Origin of the sequence: Micromonospora sp. NPDC005087, from assembly GCF_042872965.1 — a bacterium.
Taxonomy (GTDB): Bacteria; Actinomycetota; Actinomycetes; order Mycobacteriales; family Micromonosporaceae; genus Micromonospora.
This window is the reverse complement of record NZ_JBIALB010000007.1, coordinates 59,117-77,013: the sequence shown is the minus strand read 5'-3', so window position 1 is coordinate 77,013 and position 17,897 is coordinate 59,117. Positions and strand designations below refer to the sequence as shown.

Genomic DNA, 17,897 nt, shown 5'->3' with positions numbered 1-17,897 from the left:
CGCACGTGGCGAAGGTCCTGGTAACTGGTTCGGCCGGATTCATCGGTGGCTACCTCGTGGAGGAGCTGTTGGACCGGGGCCACGAGGTGGTGGGGGTGGACAACTTCTCCAAGTACGGCCCCGTGACGCACAGCTACGACGATCATCCCGGCTACCGCTTCGTCGAGGGTGACGCCCGCGACGTCGACCTGCTCACCGATCTGCTGGACGGTTGCGACCACCTGGTGGCCGGGGCGGCGATGATCGGCGGCATCTCCTACTTCCACGCGTACGCCTACGACCTGCTGGCCACCAATGAGCGGATCATGGCGGCGACCTGCGACGCGGCGATCCGGGCGCACCGGGAGGGGCAGTTGGCGAAGGTCACCTACCTCTCCTCGTCGATGGTCTACGAGTCGACCGAGCAGTGGCCGAGCCGGGAGGGCGACGAGCGGCGCGTCCCACCGCCGCTGTCGTCGTACGGGTTCCAGAAGCTGGCCGTGGAGTACTACGCCCGCGCCGCCTGGGAGCAGTACCAGGTGCCGTACACGATTGTCCGGCCGTTCAACTGTGTGGGCGTTGGCGAGGGGCGGGCGCTCGGCCAGGCCGAGGTGCTTTCGGGCAACGTCAAGCTGGCCATGTCGCACGTCGTTCCGGACCTGGTGCAGAAGATCGTCAAGGGGCAGGACCCGCTGCACATCCTGGGCGAGGGCAACCAGGTGCGGCACTACACGTACGGCGGCGACCTGGCTCGGGGGATCGCCACCGCGATCGAGCATCCGGCCGCCCGGAACGAGGACTTCAACCTCTCCACCGCGGAGTCGACCAGCGTGCTGGAGCTGGCCGAGCTGATCTGGCACAAGATCAAGGGGCCGGACGTGCCGTTCCGGTACGTCAGCGACGAGCCGTTCCGCTACGACGTGCAGAAGCGGGTGCCGGACGTCACCAAGTCCCGTGAGGTGCTCGGGTTCACCGCGACCACGTCGCTGGACGTGATGCTCGACGAGGTCGTTCCCTGGGTGACCCGTGCGGTCGCGGAGGGTCGCCTCTGACCGTCGTCCCGTTCCGTTCCATTTCCGCCCGTCCGGCCCGGTCTCGCCCCCGCGACCCGGGCCGGACGTGTGTCCGGCGACATGCATCCCATTCCCATGCAATGGACTGCATGAACTTGCAGTGCCGCGATCATGGCTGCTAACCTTCGTTGCATAGTCATGCGGAGGTGAGTATGGGAATCCGAGTCGCGGTCGCCGGAGCGAGCGGCTACGCCGGGGGCGAGCTGCTGCGCCTGGTCACCGGGCACCCGGAGTTCGACCTGGTCGCCGCCACCGCGCACCGCCAGGCCGGGCACCGCGTCGACGTGGTGCACCCGCAGCTCACCGGGCTCGACCTGGTGCTCGGCGAGACCGACCCGACGACGCTCATCGACGCGGACCTGGTCTTCCTGGCGCTGCCGCACGGCGAGTCGGCGGTGCTGGCCGCCCAGATCCCGCCGCACGTGCGGATCGTCGACCTGGGGGCGGACCACCGGCTCGCCGACGCGTACCACTGGGCCCAGTACTACGGCGGCCCGTACGCCGGCCAGTGGACCTACGGCCTGCCCGAGCTGCCCGGCCAGCGGGAGCTGATCGCCGCCTCCACCCGCGTGGCGAACACCGGCTGTTACGCCGCCGCGATCACCCTGGCGCTCGCGCCGCTGATCGCGGCCGGTGCGGCCAACCCCGCCGACGTCGTGGTGGTCGCCGCGTCCGGCACCTCGGGCGCCGGACGGGCGGCCAAGCCGCACCTGCTGGCCAGCGAGGTGATGGGGGACCTGTCGCCGTACCGGGTCGGCACCCACCAGCACGTGCCGGAGATCAAGCAGGCGTCCGGGGCGACCGGTCTGTCGCTCACCCCGGTCCTGGCGCCGATGCCACGCGGCATCCTGGCCACGGTCACCGCGGCGCCGACGCACGGCGTCGACCCGCAGCACGTGCTGGCGCAGGCGTACGCGGACGCGCCGTTCGTGCACGTGCTGCCAGAGGGCAGGTGGCCGCACACCGCGGCCACGCTGGGCTCGAACTCCTGCCACCTGCAGGCAACCGTCGACGTGGACTCCGGCCGCCTGATCGTGCTCAGCGCGCTGGACAACCTCGGCAAGGGCGCCGCCGGTCAGGCCGTCCAGAACGCCAACCTGATGTTCGGCCTGCCGGAGACCACCGGCCTGTCGGTCTGGGGGGTCACCCCGTGAGCGCGAGGAGTGCAGCGCAGCGAAGCCCCGCAGTCGCGAACGAAAGGCCAGCACCGTGAGCGTCACCACCCCACGGGGGTTCCGGGCCGCCGGCGTGGCCGCCGGCCTCAAGGCCAGCGGTGGCACCGACATCGCGCTGGTGGTCAACGACGGCCCGGACGCCGGCGTCGCCGGTGTCTTCACCACCAACCGGATCAAGGCCGCGCCGGTGCTCTGGACCCAGCAGGTCGTGCACGGCGGCGTGGTCCGCGCGGTCGTGCTCAACTCCGGTGGCGCCAACGCCTGCACCGGCCCGGCCGGCTTCCAGGACACCCACGCCACCGCCGAGCACACCGCCGCCGCGCTGACCTCGGTCAGCCCGCGGCTGATACTCGGCGCGGGGGAGGTGGCGGTCTGCTCCACGGGGCTGATCGGTGAGCGACTCCCGATGCCGAAGCTGCTGCCCGGCGTCCGCTCGGCGATCCGGGGGTTGTCCCGCGACGGCGGCACCGCCGCCGCCGAGGCCATCATGACCACGGACACCCGATCGAAGACCACGGTGGCCCGGGGCAGCGGCTGGACGGTCGGCGGAATGGCCAAGGGCGCCGGGATGCTCGCGCCGGGGATGGCCACCATGCTCTGCGTCCTGACCACCGACGCGGTGGCCGGGCCAGCGATGCTGGACGAGGTGCTGCGCGCGGCCACCCGGGTCAGCTTCGACCGGGTCGACTCCGACGGCTGCATGTCGACCAACGACACGGTGCTCCTGCTGTCCAGCGGCGCGAGCGGCATCGAGCCGACGCCGGCCGAGCTGGCCGCCGCGGTCACCGCGGCCTGCCACGACCTGGCCCAGCAGCTGGTCGCCGACGCCGAGGGCGCCACCAAGCAGATCGCCATCGACGTGGTCGGCGCCGCCGACGAGGACGACGCGGTCGAGGTGGGCCGCACGGTGGCCCGCAACAACCTGGTCAAGACCGCGCTGTTCGGCAACGACCCGAACTGGGGGCGGATCCTCGCCGCGGTCGGCACCACCACCGCCGCGTTCGAGCCGGACGGGGTGGACGTGGCCGTCAACGGGGTGTGGGTGTGCCGGGGCGGCGGCGCCGCCGAGGACCGCTCGAAGGTCGACCTGACCGGGCGGGACGTGACCATCCGGATCGACCTGCACGCCGGCACGTCGGCCGCGACGATCTGGACCAACGACCTGTCCCACGCGTACGTGCACGAGAACTCGGCGTACTCCACATGAGCCTGAGCACCGACCTCACCCGCGCCCAGGTCAAGGCGGAGACGCTGATCGAGGCGCTGCCCTGGCTGGCACGCTTCTCCGGCTCCACGGTGGTGGTCAAGTACGGCGGCAACGCCATGACCGACCCCGAGTTGCAGCGGGCGTTCGCCGCCGACATGGTCTTCCTGCGGTACGCCGGTCTCAAGCCGGTGGTGGTGCACGGCGGCGGCCCGCAGATCTCCGCCATGCTGGGCCGGCTCGGCATCGCCAGCGAGTTCCGTGGCGGCCTGCGGGTGACCACCGCCGAGGCGATGGACGTGGTCCGGATGGTGCTGGTCGGGCAGGTGGGCCGGGAACTGGTCGGGCTGATCAACTCACACGGGCCCTTCGCCGTCGGCCTCTCCGGCGAGGATGCCCGGCTGTTCACCGCGGTGCGCCGCCCGGCGTACGTGGACGGGCTGCCGGTCGACGTCGGCCAGGTCGGCGACGTCGAGTCGGTGGACGTGTCGGCGGTGACCGACCTGATCACGGCCGGCCGGATCCCGGTGATCTCCACGGTCGCGCCGGACGCCGACGGGGTGCTGCACAACCTCAACGCGGACACCGCCGCCGCCGCGCTGGCCGTCGCGTTGCAGGCCCGCAAGCTGGTCGTCCTCACCGACGTGGCCGGCCTGTACGCCGACTGGCCGGACACCACCAGCCTGGTCTCCGAGATCGCCGCGGACGACCTCGCCACGCTGCTGCCCAGCCTCGAGTCGGGAATGGTGCCGAAGATGGAGGCCTGCCTGCGGGCGGTGCGCGGGGGAGTCCCCGCCGCGCACGTCGTCGACGGTCGGGTGGCGCACTCCACGTTGCTCGAGGTGTTCACCTCGGAAGGGTTCGGAACGATGGTCGTGAGCGCGAGGAGTGAGCTTGCGAGCCCCGCAGTCGCGAACAAGGAAGGCTCGGTTCCGTCATGAGTACGCTCGTACAGCGTTGGTCGCAGTCCATGATGGACAACTACGGCACGCCGCCGATGGCGCTGGTTTCCGGCGCCGGCGCCGTCGTGGTCGACGACGCCGGCCGGGAGTACCTCGACCTGGTGGGCGGGATCGCGGTGAACGCCCTCGGCCACGCCCACCCGGCCGTGGTGGCCGCCGTCTCGAAGCAGGTCGCCACCCTCGGGCACGTCTCCAACCTCTACGTGGCCGAGCCGCCGGTCGCGCTGGCCGAGCTGCTGCTGGCGCTCGCCGGCCGGCCCGGCCGGGTCTTCTTCGCCAACTCCGGCGCGGAGGCGAACGAGGCGGCGTTCAAGCTCTCCCGGCGCACCGGCCGCAGCCACGTGGTGGCCACGCGGGGCGGGTTCCACGGCCGGACCATGGGGGCTCTCGCGCTGACCGGCCAGCCAGCCAAGGCCGACCCGTTCCGGCCGCTGCCCGGTGAGGTGACCCACGTCGACTACGGCGACGTCGCCGCCCTCGAGGCCGCGGTCACCGACGCGACCGCCATGGTGATCCTGGAGCCGATCCAGGGTGAGAACGGCGTGGTCGTACCGCCGGCCGGTTACCTCGCCGCCGCGCGGCGGATCACCGCACGACACGGGGCACTGCTGGTGCTCGACGAGGTGCAGACCGGCATCGGCCGTACCGGGCACTGGTTCGCCCATCAGGCCGAGGGCGTGGAGCCGGACGTGGTCACCCTGGCCAAGGGGCTGGGCGGCGGGCTGCCCCTCGGCGCCACGCTGGCGTTCGGCCGGGCCGCCGATCTGCTCACCCCCGGCTCGCACGGCACCACCTTCGGCGGCAACCCAGTCAGCTGCGCCGCCGCGCTCGCCGTGGTGGCGACCATCGCCAACGAGGGGTTGCTCGATCACGTGAAGAGGGTCGGCGAGCGGCTGCGCAGCGGGATCGAGACACTGGGTCACCCGCTGGTGGCCGGTGTGCGCGGCGCCGGCCTGCTGCTCGGTGTGGCGCTCACCGCGCCGGTGGCGAAGGTGCTCAGCGAGGCGCTGCGCGAGGCCGGCTTCCTGGTCAACCCGGTGCAGCCGGGCGTGGTCCGGCTGGCCCCGCCGCTGATCCTCACGACCGCCCAGGCGGACGCCTTCCTCGCCGCGCTACCCGCCGCCCTGGCCGCGGCGGCTCCGGCAGCCGCCGGCAGCGCAGATCTTGGAGCGAAAGCGCCCCTGCAGGGGTCGGCATCTTCCAAGATCTCGACGCCGACCACGACCACGACGGGGACGACCGCATGAGCCGGCATTTTCTGCGCGACGACGATCTCTCGCCCGCCGAGCAGTCCACCGTGCTCGACCTGGCGGCGCGGATGAAAGCGGACCGGTTCGGCCATCGGCCGCTGTCCGGGCCGCGCTCGGTGGCGGTGCTCTTCGACAAGCAGAGCCTGCGCACCCGGATCTCGTTCGACGTCGGGATCGCCGAGTTGGGCGGGCACCCGCTCGTGGTGGACACCCAGGTCACCCACTTCGGCCGGGGCGAGTCGCTGGCCGACGCCGGGCGGGTGCTGTCCCGTTACGTCGCGGCCATCGTGCTGCGCACCCACGGCGACGACCGGATCGCCGAGGTGGCGGCGGGCGCGAGCGTGCCGGTGATCAACGCGCTCACCGACGGTTTCCACCCCTGCCAGCTGCTGGCCGACCTGCTCACCGTGCGCGAGCGGTGCGGCGGCACGGCCGGCCGCACCCTGACCTACGTGGGGGACGGCGCGAACAACATGGCGCAGTCGTACCTGCTGGCCGGGGCGACCGCCGGGATGCACGTGCGGGTCGCCGGGCCGGCCGGCTTCGCACCGGATCCGACCGTGGTGAGCCGGGCGGCGGAGATCGCCGCCGGCACCGGCGGGTCGGTGCGGGTGCTGACCGATCCGGCCCAGGCGGTACGCGACGCCGACGTGGTGGCCACCGACGCCTGGACCTCGATGGGGCAGGAGGACGACGGGCTGGACCGGATCACCCCGTTCCTGCCCTACCAGGTCAACAAGGAGCTGCTCGGCCAGGCCGCGCCGGAAGCGATCGTGCTGCACTGCCTGCCCGCGCACCGCGGCGAGGAGATCACCGACGAGGTGCTCGACGGTCCGCAGAGCGCGGTCTTCGATCAGGCGGAGAACCGGCTGCACGCCCAGAAGGCGCTGCTGGCGTTCCTGGTGGGCGCCGGGGCCGCGACGATCGGGGAGCCCCGGTGACCGCCCCGCTGACCCGCGCCGCGCGGCACGCCCGAATCGTGGAGCTGATCCGTGACAAGGCCGTCCGCTCGCAGACCGAGCTGGCCGACCTGCTCGCCGCCGACGGCGTCGGAGTCACCCAGGCCACCCTCTCCCGGGATCTGGAGGAGCTGGGCGCGGTCAAGGTGCGCGGCGGCGACGGGCCGGCGGTCTACCTGATCCCCGAGGACGGCCACCGGCCGCTGCGCGACGCCGAGGCGGCCCCCGCCCGGCTGGTGCGGCTGCTGCGCGAGCTGCTCAACGGGGTCGACTCCAGCGGCAACATCGCCGTGCTGCGTACCCCGCCGGGCGCAGCCCAGTACCTGGCCAGCGCGTTGGACCGAGCGGGCCTGCCCGAGATCGTCGGCACCATCGCCGGCGACGACACCATCCTCGTCGTGGCCCGCGAGGCCGTCGGCGGGGCCGCACTCGGCGAGAAGCTCGCCGGCTGGGCCCGCAGGGAAGACAACGTTGAAGGGAGCACGACACCATGACCGAGCGGGTCGTCCTGGCATACTCCGGAGGTCTCGACACCTCCGTCGCCATTCCTTACCTGGCCGAGCAGACCGGCGCCGAGGTGATCGCGGTGGCGGTCGACGTCGGGCAGGGCGGTGAGGACCTCGACGCCATCCGGCAGCGTGCGCTGGACTGCGGCGCCGCCGAGTCGGAGGTGGTCGACGCGCGCGACGAGTTCGCCGCCGACTACTGCCTGCCGGCCATCCGGGCGAACGCCCTCTACATGGACCGCTACCCGCTGGTATCGGCGCTGTCCCGGCCGCTGATCGTCAAGCACCTGGTGGCCGCGGCGCGCAAGCACGGCGGGACGATCGTCTCGCACGGCTGCACCGGCAAGGGCAACGACCAGGTCCGGTTCGAGGTCGGCCTGAACGCGCTCGCGCCCGACCTGAAGATCATTGCGCCGGCCCGGGATTTCGCCTGGACCCGGGACAAGGCGATCGCGTTCGCCGAGGAGAAGGGGCTGCCGATCGACGTGTCGGCCAAGTCTCCGTACTCCATCGACCAGAACCTGTGGGGCCGCGCGGTGGAGACCGGCTTCCTGGAGGACATCTGGAACGCGCCGATCGAGGACCTCTACTCGTACACCTCCGACCCGGCGCAGGACCGCGACGCCGACGAGGTCGTGATCACCTTCGACGGCGGCGTGCCGGTCGCCATCGACGGTGAGACGGTCACCCCGTACCAGGCGATCCTGGAGCTGAACCGGCGCGCCGGCGCGCAGGGTGTGGGCCGGCTCGACATGGTCGAGGACCGGCTGGTCGGCATCAAGAGCCGCGAGGTGTACGAGGCTCCCGGCGCGATCGCGCTGATCACCGCCCACCAGGAGCTGGAGGCGGTCACCGTGGAGCGGGACCTGGCCCGGTTCAAGCGGGGCGTCGACCAGCGCTGGGGTGAGCTGGTCTACGACGGCCTGTGGTTCTCGCCGCTGAAGGACTCGCTGGACGCCTTCATCGACGACGCGCAGCGGCACGTCAGCGGCGAGGTGCGGATGACCCTGCACGGCGGTCGGGCCACCGTCACCGGTCGGCGCTCCGAGGCGAGCCTCTACGACTTCGGGATGGCCACCTACGACACCGGCGACACCTTCGACCAGTCCCTGGCGAAGGGTTTCGTGCAGCTGTGGGGCCTGCCGAGCCGGATGGCCGCCGCGCGGAACGCCCGGCTGGGCGACTCCGGCCAGTGAGCCCCACAATGGGCGGCGTGGACGACAAGAGCCTGACCGAGAACAGCGCCGCCACCAACCGGACGAGCCTGTGGGGTGGCCGGTTCGCCGGCGGTCCCGCCGAGGCGCTCGCCCGGCTGTCGGTGAGCGTGCAGTTCGACTGGCGCCTGGCCCCGTACGACATCGCCGGTTCCCGGGCGCACGCGCGGGTCCTGGCGGGCGCCGGCCTGCTCGACCCCGAGGAGCTGGGCCGGATCCTGGCGGCCCTGGACGACCTGGAGGCCGCCTGCGCGTCCGGGTCGTTCCGGCCCACCGTTGACGACGAAGACGTGCACACCGCGCTGGAGCGCGGGCTCCTGGAGCGGCTGGGCAGCCTCGGGGGCAAGCTGCGCGCCGGCCGGTCCCGCAACGACCAGGTCGCCACGGACCTGCGGCTCTACCTGCGCGACCACGCCCGGGGTGTGGCCAGCCGGCTGGTGGAGCTGGCCGAGGCGCTGGTCGAGCAGGCCGAGCGGCACGTCGACACCGCCGCGCCCGGCATGACCCACCTTCAGCACGCCCAGCCGGTCACCTTCGGGCACTGGCTGCTCGCCCACGTACAGCCGCTGCTGCGCGACCTGGAGCGGCTGCGCGACTGGGACCACCGCGCGGCGATCAGTCCGCTCGGCGCCGGCGCGCTGGCCGGCTCCGGGCTGCCGCTGGACCCGGTGGCGGTGGCGAAGGAGCTCGGCTTCCGCACGTCGTTCGCCAACTCGATGGACGCCGTCGCCGACCGGGACTTCGTCGCCGAGTTCCTCTTCACCACCGCCATGATCGGGGTGCACCTGTCCCGGCTCGGCGAGGAGGTGGTGCTCTGGACCTCGCACGAGTTCGGCTGGGTGGAGTTGGACGACGCGTTCGCGACCGGTTCGTCGATCATGCCGCAGAAGAAGAACGCGGACATCGCCGAGCTGGCCCGGGGCAAGTCCGGTCGGCTGGTCGGCGGGCTGATGACCGTGCTGACCATGCTCAAGGGTCTGCCGATGACCTACGACCGGGACATGCAGGAGGACAAGGAGCCGGCCTTCGACGCGGTCGACACGCTGGAACTGCTGCTCCCGGCCCTGGCGGGAATGATCTCCACGATGACGGTCCACGTGGACCGTCTGGTGGCCGCCGCGCCGGTCGGCTTCTCGCTGGCCACCGAGGTGGCCGACTGGCTCGTCCGCAAGGGCGTGCCGTTCCGTGACGCGCACGAGATCACCGGACGTCTGGTGGCGCTCTGCGCTGTCCGGGACTGCGAGCTGGAGGAGGTCTCCGACGCCGATCTGGCCGCGGTCAGCGACCACCTCGACCCGTCGGTGCGCGACGTGCTCTCGGTCCGTTCGGCCCTCGCGGCCCGGACCACCCCCGGCTCGACCGGCCCCGGGCCGGTCGCCGACCAGCTCGCCGCCGCCGCGGACCGGCTGGTCGGCTGGCGGGAGTGGGCCACCGAGCGGGTCGTCCCGCGCTGATCTCGCCGTGGCGCCGGAGCTGCCCGCTTCCGGCGCCGCGGCCGGCTCAGGCCGTCGGGTGCTCCCGCTTCGGAAGCTTGGCGACGACCATGTCGTACGACGCGTCGACGGCCTCGGAGAGCTCCTCCTCGTCGATCCCGCCGTCCAGGCGCAGCGTGTTCCACCCGGACCGGCCGATGTAGGCCATCACCCGGGCGTCGTCGGGGTGCCGGTGCAGCCACTCGTCGGCCACCTCGCGGGTCGGGCCGCACTTCACGCCGATGGTCGGGTTGCCGTCCCCGTTGCCGAGGAACGCGAAGATCCGGCTGCCCACCTTCACCACCTCGTCGCCCTCCCACGGCCGGTCCAGCCACGCTCCCGGCTTGGCAAGGCAGTACGCCAGCATCTCCGCGCGCTCCATGGTGCCTCCTCCCGGAATCGTCGTGCGCACAGTCTGCCCGCCCGGCCGCTGGTCGGCGCGCGCCGTGCCGGTCGGGTCGCCACCTCTGAGGGGTGGCGGGGTCAGCCGGTCTGGTCGGCCGAGCGGGCGGCGACCCGCTCGTAACGCTGCCGGGCGGCCTGCGCGCTGCCCAGGCCCAGCCCGTACGCGATGGCCTGCCAGGTCAGCCCTCGGTCGCGGGCCAGCGTCAACAGGCCGGCCTCCAGGGCGTCCAGCTCCGCGCGGACGTGCGGCAGCAGGGTCAGCGCGGCGGTGAGGTCGGCGCCGTCGACCGGCTCCTCCGTGGGCTCGCGCTCGGCCCCGCCCGCGGCCAGCGCGGTGACCAGGGCCACCGCCTCCCACGGATCCAGCACGTACGGGTGGGCCCAACGCCCTCGTCGGGCTTCGGTGCCGGCGTGCCGCTCGCTGATCCGTTGCAGCGCCTCGTGGGTGCGGTGGGTGCGGGCGCGGGCCGGGTCCGGCGCGGTGAACGGGTCGTTCGTCGTCATACCCCGATCACAACCCATCAACGAGGCCTTGTCAACAGATTGTTGAAAGACCTGCGCCCGGCTGCGGCGACCGGGCGGTGGGCTGGGTACCGTCGGGCCATGGACCTGCTGCCCGGTGACCGTGACGCCGACCTGGCGACGCTGGCGGATCTGCTCGCCGGCCCGCTGCTGCCGGCCGCGCGCGGGCTGCTCGGCTGTCTGCTGCACGCCGGCGGGGTCACCGTCCGGATCACCGAGGTCGAGGCGTACGCCGGCACGGCCGGGGACCCGGCCTCACACGCGTACCGCGGGCGCACCCCGCGCAACGCCGTGATGTTCGGGCCGGCCGGGCACACCTACGTCTACTTCACCTACGGCATGCACTGGTGCATGAACGTGGTCACCGGGGTCGAGGGGGAGGCCGCCGCGGTGCTGCTGCGCGCCGGCGCGGTGGTCGACGGGCTGGACACGGCACGGGCCCGCCGACCGGCCGTACGTCGGGACGTGGACCTGGCCCGGGGGCCGGCTCGGCTCTGCGCCACGCTCGGCATCGACCGCGCCGCGTACGGCGGGTACCTGCTCGGCGACGGGCCGGTCCGGTTGCGCCCTCCGGCGGGACCGGTGCCGGCGGAGGCGGTCGCCGCCGGTCCACGGGTCGGCGTGACCGGAGCGCACGACCTGCCGTGGCGGTTCTGGCTGGACGGCGACCCGACGGTCAGCGCGTACCGCCGGCACGTGCCCCGCGCCCGGCGCTGAGCGACCACGGCGTGTGCCCTGGCGAATCTGTCGGGGGGTGTGGCCATAATCACCGCACCTGCTCACCGACGGTTCGGAGGACGTCATGGCAACGCTGCTCGCGATCGGCACGGCCAAGGGATTGTTTCTCGCCACCAGCGCCGACGACCGGCGCAGTTGGGAGATCACCGGCCCACACTTCCCGATGACCGGCGTCTACGCGGTCGCGGTCGACACCCGCCGCCCCACCCCGCGGCTGCTCGCCGGGGTGACCAGCTCACACTTCGGGCCCAGCGTGGCCACCAGCGACGACCTCGGCGCCTCGTGGGACGAGCCCGACCAGGCCCCGGTCGCCTTCCCGGCCGACACGGGCGCGACCCTCGGGCGGGTCTGGCAGCTGATGCCGGCCGGCCCCGACGAGCCGGACGTGGTCTGGGCCGGCACCGAGCCCTCGGCGCTGTTCCGGTCCACCGACGGTGGCCGCAGCTTCGAGCTGGTCCGGTCGCTCTGGGACCATCCGCACCGCCCTGAGTGGGGGGCCGGCTTCGGCGGCCAGGCCGTGCACACCGTGCTGCCCCACCCGCGTGACCCGGCTCGGCTGCTGGTCGCGATGTCCACCGGCGGGGTCTACCGCTCGGAGGACGCCGGGGCGAGCTGGGCGCCGGGCAACACCGGCATCCGCGCCTACTTCATGCCCGACGAGTGGCCGGAGTTCGGCCAGTGTGTCCACAAGGTCGCGCGGGACGCCGGCAACCCCGAGCGGCTATACGCGCAGAACCACCACGGCGTCTACCGCTCCGACGACGACGGCCGCACCTGGTCCTCGATCGCCGACGGGCTCCCCAGCGACTTCGGCTTCGCGATGGTGTCCCACCCCGGGCGTGCCGGGACGGTGTGGACGTTCCCGCTGGTAGCCGACAGCGAGCGGTTCCCCACCGACCACCGCTGCCGGGTGTTCCGCTCCGCGGACGCCGGTGGCAAGTGGGAGCCGCTGTCGGTGGGGCTGCCCGAGGGCCCGTTCTACCCGGCGGTGCTGCGCGACGCGATGTGCGCCGACGACGCCACCCCGGGCGGGGTCTACTTCGGCACCCGCTCCGGCGAGGTCTACGCGAGTCGCGACGAGGGCGACTCCTGGTCGTTGGTGGCGGCGCACCTGCCCGACGTGCTCAGCGTCCGGGCCGCGGCGGTGTGAGGTGGTCACCGTGCTGCTGCCCGGTCCGCTGCGCGGCGAGGCCGGCGGCGCCAGCCGGTTGAGCGTCACCGCGGCCGGGACGCTGGGGGCGGTCCTCGACGAACTGGCCGCCGACCACCCGCGGCTGGCCCGGCGAATCCGCGACGAGCGCGGCGAGTTGCGTCGCTACGTCAACGTCTACGTCGACGGGGAGGATTGCCGGCACTCCGGCGGGCTGGCCACCCCGGTCGGCGATGACGCCGAGGTGCAGGTGCTGCCCTCGGTCGCCGGCGGCTGAGCCGGCCGGGCGGCGGTCAGGTCAGGTCGTAGTCGAGCAGGCAGGCGTGGCCGCCGTCCGGGCCACCGATGATCTGCCCGCCGCCGCGCAGGCCACGCAGCTCGCCGGTGCCCGAGTCCGGCACCACGGTCCAGGCCAGGCGGCGACGGCGACGGCTTGGCCCTGGCCTGGACCGTGGTGCAGCACGAAACCGCCGACCCGGCCGGCGAGCGAGCCGGTCAACCGCTCGAACCCCACGTACGCCGCCGACGTCTCCACCGGCGTGCGGCACATCAGGATCCGAGTGCGGCTGGTGGCCCCCCCGGCGCGTTCGGTCATGCCGTCCCCGAGTGACTGACACCTTCCGTCACGTTCCGGGCGGCGTGACCGGCCGCGGACGTGACCGGCGCCACCGGGGAACCGTCCGCCAGCGGAATAGTTGCGCCGTCAAATAAGTTGTGCGCAATGTTCGGGTACCACGACGGACCCGGTAGTCACGCGAGGAGCTGGTCATGCAGTTCGGAGTCTTTACCGTCGGCGACGTCACGGTCGACCCGACCACCGGTCGGGAGCCGACCGAGCATGAGCGGATCAAGGCGATGGTCGCCATCGCGTTGAAGGCCGAAGAGGTCGGTCTGGACGTCTTCGCCACCGGCGAGCACCACAACCCGCCGTTCGTGCCCTCGTCGCCGACCACCATGCTCGGTTACATCGCGGCGCGTACCGAGCGGCTGCTGCTGTCGACCGCGACGACGCTGATCACGACGAACGACCCGGTGAAGATCGCCGAGGACTACGCGATGCTCCAGCACCTCGCCGACGGCCGGGTGGACCTGATGATGGGCCGTGGCAACACCGGCCCGGTCTACCCGTGGTTCGGCAAGGACATCCGCGCCGGCATTCCGCTGGCGATCGAGAACTACGACCTGCTGCGCCGGCTGTGGCGCGAGGACGTGGTCGACTGGAAGGGGCGCCATCGCACTCCGCTGCAGTCGTTCACCTCGACGCCGCGCCCGCTCGACGGGGTGCCCCCGTTCGTCTGGCACGGCTCGATCCGCAGCCCGGAGATCGCCGAGCAGGCCGCGTACTACGGTGACGGCTTCTTCGCCAACCACATCTTCTGGCCCAAGGAGCACACCCAGCGGATGATCGAGCTCTACCGCGAGCGGTACGCGCACTACGGCCACGGCTCCGCCGACCAGGCCATCGTCGGCCTCGGCGGGCAGGTGTTCATGCGGCGCAACTCGCAGGACGCGGTCCGGGAGTTCCGTCCGTACTTCGACAACGCCCCGGTCTACGGCCACGGGCCGTCGATGGAGGAGTTCACCCGGGAGACCCCGCTGACCGTGGGCAGCCCGCAGCAGGTCATCGACCGCACGCTGGGCTTCCGGGAGTACGTCGGCGACTATCAGCGGCAGCTGTTCCTGATGGACCACGCCGGGCTGCCCCTCAAGACGGTCCTGGAGCAGCTCGACCTGCTCGGCGAGGAGGTCGTGCCGGTGCTGCGCAAGGAGTTCGCCGCGCTGCGTCCGGCGCACGTGCCGGAGGCGCCCACGCACGCGTCGCTGGTCGCCACGGCGGGCGGCGCCAAGGACAAAACCGTCCACGCCGTCGACGACGTGACGGGCAAGGCGCCGGAGGTGGCGCGATGACCCACCGCACCCTGGCCGTGGTCTCCGCGGGGCTGAGCCAGCCCTCGTCGACCCGGCTGCTCGCCGACCAGCTCGCCGCGGCCACCCGCGACGAGTTGGTCCGGCGCGGCTCCGAGGTGGAGCTGCGCGTCGTCGACCTGCGGGAGTACGCCCACGACGTGGTGAACAACATGCTCACCGGTTTCCCGCCGACCGCACTGCGCGGGGCCATCGACGCGGTGACCGGTGCTGACGGGATCATCGCCGTGACCCCGATCTTCAGCGCGTCGTACAACGGGTTGTTCAAGTCCTTCTTCGACGTGCTGGACGCCGAGTCGCTGGTCGACCGGCCGGTGTTGATCGGGGCCACCGGCGGCACCGCCCGGCACTCGTTGGCGCTGGAGCACGCCGTCCGCCCGATGTTCAGCTACCTGCGGGCGGTCGTGGTCCCCACGGCGGTCTTCGCCGCCCCGGAGGACTGGTCCGACGGCACCGCCGACGGCGCGCTGCGGGCCCGGATCAGACGTGCGGCCGGGGAGTTGGCCGACCAGGTCGAGCGTCGACTACCGGCCACCGGCCCGGCCGACCCGTTCGCTCTCACCACCGACTTCCTGCAGATGCTCGGCCGGGCCGACGACGCCCCGGTCACCCCGCCCGGTCGTACGGGTGCGCCACCAGCACCGGGCAGTGCGCGTGCTGGATCGCCGCCTGGCTGACCGAGCCGAGCAGCATTCCGATGAATCCGTGCCGGCCCCGGGTGCCCACGACCAGCAGCGACGCGGTGCCGCTCGCCTCGATGAGCCCCTGGGCCGGCCCGGCCGCCCGGACCGGATGTTCTCGCACCAGCAGGCCAGGATGCTCCGCCCGAACGGTGAGGGAGGCGTCGGCCAGCAGCCGCACCGCCTCGGCCTGGTACGCGGCCTGAGACTCCTCCACCCCGTCCGGCACCGACCGGTCGCCGGCCGCCGGGCTGACATGCACCAGCACCAGCGGGACCTCGCGACGTGCCGCCTCGTCGGCGCCGTACCCCACCGCGAGCCGGGACGACTCCGACCCGTCCACGCCGACCAGCACCGGCGCGTCCATCGGGATCGGCTGCTCATCCGGGCGCACGACCAGCACCGGGCAGTGCGCGTGCGCGGCCACCTGCGCGCCGACCGACCCGAGCAGCAGGCCGGCGAACCCGCCAATCCCTCGGCTGCCCACCACCACGAGCTCGGCCCGGCGGGATTCCTCGACCATCGTCGCGCCGGGGCCGCCGGCGATCTGGCGCACCTCGACGGTGAGGCCGGGCCAGCGGTCGGTCAGGTCGGCCGCCGTCCGCTCCAACATCTTCTGCGCCTCCTCGGAGGGCGCCGGCACCCCGAGGTCGTACGGGTTGAGCGGCACGCCGTACCCGAGTGGGTGCAGGTAGCCGTGCACCAGAAGCAGCGGCCGGGCCCGGAGCAGGGCGGCGCGGGCCGCGTGCTCGGCGGCGACGAGGCTGGACGGCGATCCGTCCACACCCACCACGACAGGTCGGTTCATCGGCACTCCCAGGGTCGGTCAGGTCATTGTCGACCGCGCACCACCGCCGCGGTGCCGGGACGCGCCGTCTGGCCGGCGCAGGACGCGGTGTCACGCCCGGTCCGGCGTGGGTCCGCGCCGGCCGGGAAGGGGCCGGCGCGGACGAGGGAACAGCGGAAGGATCCCGCCTCGTCCCACCCTCCCGCCGCGGAATCACGCACGGCAGAGGCGTTGCGCCCGTGGGGCCCGGGACCAATGGCCCTCGCGCGGTGTACCCGAAAGGAGTCGGATGGAGCAGGGACCGATCGCCGCGACGGAAGGGACCGCACCATGACCCCACTGGATCTGCTCCGGGAGCATCCCTTCCTGGCCGGCCTGCCGCAGGAGTGGCTGCCGAGACTCACCGGGTACGCCCGACCGGTGGTGTGGCACCCCGGGCACCGGGTGTTCCGCGCCGGACAGCCGGCCGAACGGTTCTGGCTGATCTCCGGTGGAGAGGTGGCGCTGGACTTCCCGGTGCCCGGTCGGGGCGACGTCGGCATCGAGCCCATCGGCGCGGGCGGAGTGCTCGGCTGGTCCTGGATCTTCCCGCCGTACCGGTGGCAGTTCGGCGCGGTCGCGGTGCGCCGCACCACGACGCTCGAGTTCGCGGCTGAGGGTGTTCGGCGGCTGATCGAATCCGATGATGCCCTGGCTCGGCAGGTCACCCTCCGGTTCATGGCCGTCGTGGTGGACCGCCTCCAGGCGTCGCGGGGCCGGCTGCTGGAGCTGTACGGCTACCCGAGTCAGTAGACGCACCGGTCCGCAGGTACCCCCGCCGGACGGTACGGTCGGCGGGCCGGAGGTCCCGCCGCGTACCCTCGGCCGATGACCTCCGACGTGCAGCTGCGCCCGGTCCGCGAGGACGACCTCGTCGAGTTCTTCCTGCACCAGCAGGATCCGGAGGCCAACCGGATGGCCGCGTTCGGCCCCGTCGACCCGTCCGACCACCGCGAGTTCGCCCGGCACTGGGCGCGGGTGCTCACCGACCCGGCGAACCGGGTCCGCACCGTCGAGGTCGCCGGCGAGGTGGTCGGCCACGTCACCGCCTTCCCGGTGGGTGACCGCACCGAGGTCAGCTACTGGATCGACCCGACCCGCTGGGGTCGGGGTTACGCCACCGCAGCCCTGGCCGCCCTGCTGCGCGAGCTGCCCCGGCCGGTGTGGGCCCGCGCCGCCAAGGACAACGCCGCGTCGCTCGCGGTGCTCCGCAAGTGCGGCTTCGTGGTGGTCGGCGAGGACTCGGGGTACGCCAACGGCCGCGGCGCCGAGGTCGCGGAGTGGCTGCTGGAGCTGCCCGCCGACGCCCCTGAGCAGGGTGGGCACTAAGGCGTGTTGCATAAGCCGGTCAGAGCCACTCGGTGATGATCGTGATGTCCGGCTGGCCCGGGTCCAGGTCGGCGCATCGGCGGATGAGCTTGGGGCTACTGAGCCCGGTCATCGAGTCGCACAGCGCCGGGTCGGCGTCAACGAGGACGGCTTTGAGCTGGTTGATGGCCTGCGCTCGTGATTTGGTGGCCGAGGCTTTGGCCAGCTTGAACAGCCGTATCCGCTCGACATGGCCGTCGCCTGCCTTGGCGAGGGCGGTAGCTCTGCCGGAAAGGACTGCTCGAGCTGCTGTTTCGGCATCGATGGCGTCGGTCTTGCCGCGGCGGCGCCGGGCCTCGGTGAGGCCTGCGCCCTGCCGCGTCAGCTCCCGATAGGTCCGGCCTGTATCCGGCGGTGGTGGGAAGCGTCTGACGTCCGGTGTCGGGCAGGCTGGCGAACAGGTGTGGGTGCGGCGGGGTGCCGCACAGGTCGAGCGCGAGGGCCTTCAGTCGCCGCGATGCTACTTGCGCACGAGCATCGAAAAGCGA

At 72.8% G+C, this 17,897-nt stretch carries 20 protein-coding genes and 2 pseudogenes; 16 read left to right on the top strand and 6 right to left on the bottom strand.

Annotated elements, in window-relative coordinates:
* The first annotated feature begins 5 nt into the window (after positions 1-5).
* The 9 genes from ACFYPS_RS18085 to argH all read left to right on the top strand — a co-directional run bounded on the left by ACFYPS_RS18085 (position 6) and on the right by argH (position 9,776).
* Positions 6-1,031, top strand: coding sequence for an NAD(P)-dependent oxidoreductase (locus tag ACFYPS_RS18085; RefSeq protein ID WP_354964265.1), 1,026 nt, complete (start codon positions 6-8; stop codon positions 1,029-1,031).
* Positions 1,032-1,204: 173 nt separating this feature from the next.
* Positions 1,205-2,206, top strand: coding sequence for an N-acetyl-gamma-glutamyl-phosphate reductase (gene argC, locus ACFYPS_RS18080; RefSeq protein ID WP_354964266.1), 1,002 nt, complete (start codon positions 1,205-1,207; stop codon positions 2,204-2,206).
* A 55-nt stretch (positions 2,207-2,261) separates the two neighbouring features.
* A complete protein-coding gene (gene argJ / locus ACFYPS_RS18075) occupies positions 2,262-3,434 on the top strand; it encodes a bifunctional glutamate N-acetyltransferase/amino-acid acetyltransferase ArgJ (protein ID WP_354964267.1) in 1,173 nt (390 codons plus the stop codon).
* Positions 3,431-4,372, top strand: a complete 942-nt coding sequence (argB, locus tag ACFYPS_RS18070; protein ID WP_354964268.1) for an acetylglutamate kinase — start codon at positions 3,431-3,433, stop codon at positions 4,370-4,372. The genes argJ and argB overlap by 4 nt, the downstream gene beginning before the upstream one ends.
* Positions 4,369-5,640 carry an acetylornithine transaminase gene (locus ACFYPS_RS18065; protein ID WP_354964269.1) on the top strand — a complete coding sequence of 424 codons (1,272 nt, stop codon included), beginning with the start codon at positions 4,369-4,371 and terminating at the stop codon, positions 5,638-5,640. The genes argB and ACFYPS_RS18065 overlap by 4 nt, the downstream gene beginning before the upstream one ends.
* Complete coding sequence (gene argF, locus ACFYPS_RS18060; RefSeq protein WP_387325637.1) at positions 5,637-6,584, top strand: ornithine carbamoyltransferase; 948 nt, start codon at positions 5,637-5,639, stop codon at positions 6,582-6,584. Before ACFYPS_RS18065 ends, argF begins: the two co-directional genes overlap by 4 nt.
* Positions 6,581-7,096: an arginine repressor gene (locus ACFYPS_RS18055; RefSeq protein WP_074318603.1), complete on the top strand. Its 516-nt coding sequence runs from the start codon at positions 6,581-6,583 to the stop codon at positions 7,094-7,096. The genes argF and ACFYPS_RS18055 overlap by 4 nt, the downstream gene beginning before the upstream one ends.
* Entirely contained in the window at positions 7,093-8,304 is a 1,212-nt protein-coding gene (locus ACFYPS_RS18050) for an argininosuccinate synthase (protein WP_387325634.1), read from the top strand. Before ACFYPS_RS18055 ends, ACFYPS_RS18050 begins: the two co-directional genes overlap by 4 nt.
* An 8-nt stretch (positions 8,305-8,312) precedes the next feature.
* A complete protein-coding gene (gene argH / locus ACFYPS_RS18045; protein WP_354964272.1) occupies positions 8,313-9,776 on the top strand; it encodes an argininosuccinate lyase in 1,464 nt (487 codons plus the stop codon).
* Positions 9,777-9,822: 46 nt separating this feature from the next.
* Here argH and ACFYPS_RS18040 read toward each other — a convergent pair whose 3' ends face one another.
* Together ACFYPS_RS18040 and ACFYPS_RS18035 are read right to left on the bottom strand one after the other, a co-directional pair.
* Positions 9,823-10,176: an MmcQ/YjbR family DNA-binding protein gene (locus ACFYPS_RS18040; RefSeq protein ID WP_354964273.1), complete on the bottom strand. Its 354-nt coding sequence runs from the start codon at positions 10,174-10,176 to the stop codon at positions 9,823-9,825.
* A 101-nt stretch (positions 10,177-10,277) separates the two neighbouring features.
* Positions 10,278-10,703, bottom strand: a complete 426-nt coding sequence (locus ACFYPS_RS18035; protein ID WP_354964274.1) for a DNA-binding protein — start codon at positions 10,701-10,703, stop codon at positions 10,278-10,280.
* Between the two features lie 99 nt (positions 10,704-10,802).
* On the opposite strand from ACFYPS_RS18035, the gene ACFYPS_RS18030 reads away from it, so the two are divergent.
* The 3 genes from ACFYPS_RS18030 to ACFYPS_RS18020 all read left to right on the top strand — a co-directional run bounded on the left by ACFYPS_RS18030 (position 10,803) and on the right by ACFYPS_RS18020 (position 12,886).
* Complete coding sequence (locus ACFYPS_RS18030; protein ID WP_354964275.1) at positions 10,803-11,438, top strand: DNA-3-methyladenine glycosylase; 636 nt, start codon at positions 10,803-10,805, stop codon at positions 11,436-11,438.
* Positions 11,439-11,523: 85 nt separating this feature from the next.
* Positions 11,524-12,609 carry an exo-alpha-sialidase gene (locus ACFYPS_RS18025; RefSeq protein ID WP_354964276.1) on the top strand — a complete coding sequence of 362 codons (1,086 nt, stop codon included), beginning with the start codon at positions 11,524-11,526 and terminating at the stop codon, positions 12,607-12,609.
* 10 nt (positions 12,610-12,619) lie between these two features.
* Positions 12,620-12,886, top strand: a complete 267-nt coding sequence (locus ACFYPS_RS18020; protein WP_354964277.1) for a ubiquitin-like small modifier protein 1 — start codon at positions 12,620-12,622, stop codon at positions 12,884-12,886.
* 16 nt (positions 12,887-12,902) lie between these two features.
* On the opposite strand, the gene ACFYPS_RS18015 is transcribed toward ACFYPS_RS18020, so the two are convergent.
* Both ACFYPS_RS18015 and ACFYPS_RS18010 read right to left on the bottom strand, forming a co-directional pair.
* Positions 12,903-13,025, bottom strand: coding sequence for a DUF3224 domain-containing protein (locus ACFYPS_RS18015; protein WP_354964340.1), 123 nt, complete (start codon positions 13,023-13,025; stop codon positions 12,903-12,905).
* A gap of 47 nt (positions 13,026-13,072) precedes the next feature.
* Positions 13,073-13,204, bottom strand: a pseudogene (locus ACFYPS_RS18010) (DUF3224 domain-containing protein); the annotation flags it as partial.
* A gap of 173 nt (positions 13,205-13,377) precedes the next feature.
* On the opposite strand from ACFYPS_RS18010, the gene ACFYPS_RS18005 reads away from it, so the two are divergent.
* Both ACFYPS_RS18005 and ACFYPS_RS18000 read left to right on the top strand, forming a co-directional pair.
* Positions 13,378-14,517 carry an LLM class flavin-dependent oxidoreductase gene (locus ACFYPS_RS18005; RefSeq protein WP_354964278.1) on the top strand — a complete coding sequence of 380 codons (1,140 nt, stop codon included), beginning with the start codon at positions 13,378-13,380 and terminating at the stop codon, positions 14,515-14,517.
* Entirely contained in the window at positions 14,514-15,212 is a 699-nt protein-coding gene (locus tag ACFYPS_RS18000; RefSeq protein WP_387325627.1) for an FMN reductase, read from the top strand. The genes ACFYPS_RS18005 and ACFYPS_RS18000 overlap by 4 nt, the downstream gene beginning before the upstream one ends.
* Here ACFYPS_RS18000 and ACFYPS_RS17995 read toward each other — a convergent pair.
* Positions 15,142-16,023, bottom strand: a complete 882-nt coding sequence (locus ACFYPS_RS17995; RefSeq protein ID WP_387325624.1) for a universal stress protein — start codon at positions 16,021-16,023, stop codon at positions 15,142-15,144. The genes ACFYPS_RS18000 and ACFYPS_RS17995 overlap by 71 nt on opposite strands.
* Before the next feature lie 309 nt (positions 16,024-16,332).
* On the opposite strand from ACFYPS_RS17995, the gene ACFYPS_RS17990 reads away from it, so the two are divergent.
* Positions 16,333-16,794, top strand: a complete 462-nt coding sequence (locus ACFYPS_RS17990; RefSeq protein ID WP_354964281.1) for a cyclic nucleotide-binding domain-containing protein — start codon at positions 16,333-16,335, stop codon at positions 16,792-16,794.
* A 75-nt stretch (positions 16,795-16,869) separates the two neighbouring features.
* On the top strand, positions 16,870-17,370 hold the full coding sequence (locus tag ACFYPS_RS17985; RefSeq protein WP_354964282.1) for a GNAT family N-acetyltransferase: 501 nt from the start codon (positions 16,870-16,872) through the stop codon (positions 17,368-17,370).
* A 196-nt stretch (positions 17,371-17,566) separates the two neighbouring features.
* Here ACFYPS_RS17985 and ACFYPS_RS17980 read toward each other — a convergent pair.
* A pseudogene (locus ACFYPS_RS17980) lies at positions 17,567-17,674 on the bottom strand (hypothetical protein); the annotation flags it as partial.
* Positions 17,675-17,897: the final 223 nt, after the last annotated feature.

What these genes read in the sequence shown, in the direction of transcription:
- argC (WP_354964266.1), top strand. Translation starts at nt 1,205, where the DNA reads ATGGGAATCCGAGTCGCGGTCGCCGGAGCGAGCGGCTACGCCGGGGGC.
- argB (WP_354964268.1), top strand. Translation starts at nt 3,431, where the DNA reads ATGAGCCTGAGCACCGACCTCACCCGCGCCCAGGTCAAGGCGGAGACG.
- ACFYPS_RS18065 (WP_354964269.1), top strand. Translation starts at nt 4,369, where the DNA reads ATGAGTACGCTCGTACAGCGTTGGTCGCAGTCCATGATGGACAACTAC.
- argF (WP_387325637.1), top strand. Translation starts at nt 5,637, where the DNA reads ATGAGCCGGCATTTTCTGCGCGACGACGATCTCTCGCCCGCCGAGCAG.
- ACFYPS_RS18050 (WP_387325634.1), top strand. Translation starts at nt 7,093, where the DNA reads ATGACCGAGCGGGTCGTCCTGGCATACTCCGGAGGTCTCGACACCTCC.
- argH (WP_354964272.1), top strand. Translation starts at nt 8,313, where the DNA reads ATGGGCGGCGTGGACGACAAGAGCCTGACCGAGAACAGCGCCGCCACC.
- ACFYPS_RS18040 (WP_354964273.1), bottom strand. Translation starts at nt 10,176, where the DNA reads ATGGAGCGCGCGGAGATGCTGGCGTACTGCCTTGCCAAGCCGGGAGCG.
- ACFYPS_RS18035 (WP_354964274.1), bottom strand. Translation starts at nt 10,703, where the DNA reads ATGACGACGAACGACCCGTTCACCGCGCCGGACCCGGCCCGCGCCCGC.
- ACFYPS_RS18030 (WP_354964275.1), top strand. Translation starts at nt 10,803, where the DNA reads ATGGACCTGCTGCCCGGTGACCGTGACGCCGACCTGGCGACGCTGGCG.
- ACFYPS_RS18025 (WP_354964276.1), top strand. Translation starts at nt 11,524, where the DNA reads ATGGCAACGCTGCTCGCGATCGGCACGGCCAAGGGATTGTTTCTCGCC.
- ACFYPS_RS18005 (WP_354964278.1), top strand. Translation starts at nt 13,378, where the DNA reads ATGCAGTTCGGAGTCTTTACCGTCGGCGACGTCACGGTCGACCCGACC.
- ACFYPS_RS18000 (WP_387325627.1), top strand. Translation starts at nt 14,514, where the DNA reads ATGACCCACCGCACCCTGGCCGTGGTCTCCGCGGGGCTGAGCCAGCCC.
- ACFYPS_RS17995 (WP_387325624.1), bottom strand. Translation starts at nt 16,023, where the DNA reads ATGAACCGACCTGTCGTGGTGGGTGTGGACGGATCGCCGTCCAGCCTC.
- ACFYPS_RS17990 (WP_354964281.1), top strand. Translation starts at nt 16,333, where the DNA reads ATGACCCCACTGGATCTGCTCCGGGAGCATCCCTTCCTGGCCGGCCTG.
- ACFYPS_RS17985 (WP_354964282.1), top strand. Translation starts at nt 16,870, where the DNA reads ATGACCTCCGACGTGCAGCTGCGCCCGGTCCGCGAGGACGACCTCGTC.